3 protein-coding genes and 1 tRNA gene are annotated in these 2,033 nt (G+C 42.0%); all 4 read left to right on the forward strand.

Features of this window, described 5'->3' with window-relative positions; all coding sequences use genetic code 11:
- The coding region (locus HY841_14780) for a T9SS type A sorting domain-containing protein (protein MBI4932021.1) at positions 1-180 on the forward strand (180 nt) is incomplete at its 5' end.
- Between the two features lie 273 nt (positions 181-453).
- The gene (locus HY841_14785) at positions 454-906 is read left to right on the forward strand and encodes a hypothetical protein (GenBank protein ID MBI4932022.1); all 453 of its coding nucleotides are present in this window, start codon (positions 454-456) and stop codon (positions 904-906) included.
- A gap of 19 nt (positions 907-925) precedes the next feature.
- Positions 926-1,603, forward strand: a complete 678-nt coding sequence (locus HY841_14790) for a hypothetical protein (GenBank protein MBI4932023.1) — start codon at positions 926-928, stop codon at positions 1,601-1,603.
- A gap of 184 nt (positions 1,604-1,787) precedes the next feature.
- Positions 1,788-1,859, forward strand: a tRNA-Met gene (locus tag HY841_14795).
- Positions 1,860-2,033: the final 174 nt, after the last annotated feature.

Here is a 2,033-nt window from a genome sequence, read left to right on the forward strand (position 1 = left end):
ATGAAGAGTATTGAAATCTATAATGTATATGGAGAAAAGATTTTCTACAATAATCATTTTCAAATTAACTCATCTTCAAATCTTCAAATTGATTTGAGTTCTCAGCCCGATGGTATTTATTTTGTGCGCATCAACACCAGCGCGGGAATGCTTTCAAAGAAGGTGGTGGTGCTGAGGTAGATGCTTGCTCCCGCCACCCTAAAAAGTCCCAAGCATCAAGCCCCAAATCCCAAGTCCCAAGAAGCAACCGACATCGGCTGTTCCTTGGAATTTTTGGCTTGGAATTTGGAACTTGGGGCTTTCATACCTCCAACCTCTAACCTTTCCCCTTAACCATCCCTTGTAGTTCCAACTATTACATCTGCTGATAACACGTATTACGGAATAAGCATAGTTGCGGCTATTTCACATCACCTCTTCTCTGTGTTTCTTTGTCCTATAAAAGAAACCAAAATGAAAAACAAAATTCTACTTCCGCTCGCATTTGCAGCGCTGCTGTTTTCAGCACCATCAAATGCACAAACAATATCTGTGCTATATAAAGGACAAGAGATTGCTGTTTCGCAAGACACCAGCGCGCAGCTCACTTTATTTGCCGGCAGATACGTTGAAGGAAAAACCTATCTGCATTGGGATGTGAAGAACCAGAAATGCAATGGTATGTACATTATCTACCGCTCATTTGATGGCGCCACCTACGAAGTGCTCGGGCAGAAGCAGGGAATCGGAGTTCCCATAGCATCGCCCATCGCCTATTATTTTCAGGATGAAAATCCCTGCTGCGAAATCACCTATTACAAACTGGTTCATATTGCTATAGACAAAACGTATCTTGTGAGCGAAGAAATTGCGGTGCGGGGGGATGAATCTCTTTTAAGCCAGACAAAAGAAACAATAAACTACTAACTCTATAAATTTTACAATTATGATTACCACCGAAGCGCCACAAACCAACGGGCACGAAACACGCTATGGTGCAGAGCGCCCCAAAAATCCTGCTGAAGCAGGATCAAAAACTCCAACCATCTCTCAGCAGATGGAAGAACTTAAATCTAAATTGAACGAAGCCGGCAAGGAGGCAAAAGAAAACATACGCTCCACCATTAACGCCTGCACGGAGCAATACAACCGCGCCATAGAAGCAAACAAGAAGTACGTAAATGATTTGCGCGGGCAGATGAAAGAGTCCGGCATGGATACTTCGCATCTGGATGAAATCAGCAACACCATTGCCAATGCCCTGCAACTATCAGAAGAAGTGATTGACACCATCATTGATTCCCACCTGAGCAGAGTGAATCAACTGGTTGACTTCAACAAGAAAAGCGTGGAGCTGTTGCAGCAGGCATATATATCTGATAAATTCAATTATGAAAAATTTATTGCCCTGCAGCAGAAAAACTTTGAGCAGTGCATGGAGCTTTCCGTCAGCGATATGAATAAAACCGCAGAAGTGTATAACAAGCACATCAACCTGTCAGTTAATTTCAACAGAAACTTTTCAAGAAATATTAATTCGCAGATTGACACACTGGTGAAATTTCAAACACAAGGATTGCAGACATACAATAAATGGATTTCAAACCTGGTGGAACAAGATTAGGTGTAAGATGCCTCAACACTGAAGGGAGAAGAAAATGTTTAATGTACAATGTTTAATGGCTAATGGAAATACATCAACCATCAACCATCCTTTAGAGATTTAGGGTTTGTTGTATAAACCACTACAGGAAAATCGTATAAATAATCACAAAGAGAAAAACTATTGTTATACATTTGCCGAATATTGCGGAGTAGAGCAGGGGTAGCTCGTTGGGCTCATAATCCAAAGGTCACAAGTTCGAATCTTGTCTCCGCTACTTGATAAGAGTCCTCACCTGAAAAGGTGGGGACTTTTTTTGTGCGCCATCCATGTTCTTTTACTATAGGGTGCAAGTCCCGAACACACGTTGATAACGCGAAGTGTTAGCTGAAAGCAAGTGCAATGTTGCGAGGCATTGTGCGGAGGAAGCCGAAGGCAAAAGCAAGTGATA

This window comes from Bacteroidota bacterium (genome assembly GCA_016213405.1).
Classification (GTDB): domain Bacteria; phylum Bacteroidota; class Bacteroidia; order Palsa-948; family Palsa-948; genus Palsa-948.

What these genes read in the sequence shown, in the direction of transcription:
- HY841_14785 (MBI4932022.1), top strand. Translation starts at nt 454, where the DNA reads ATGAAAAACAAAATTCTACTTCCGCTCGCATTTGCAGCGCTGCTGTTT.
- HY841_14790 (MBI4932023.1), top strand. Translation starts at nt 926, where the DNA reads ATGATTACCACCGAAGCGCCACAAACCAACGGGCACGAAACACGCTAT.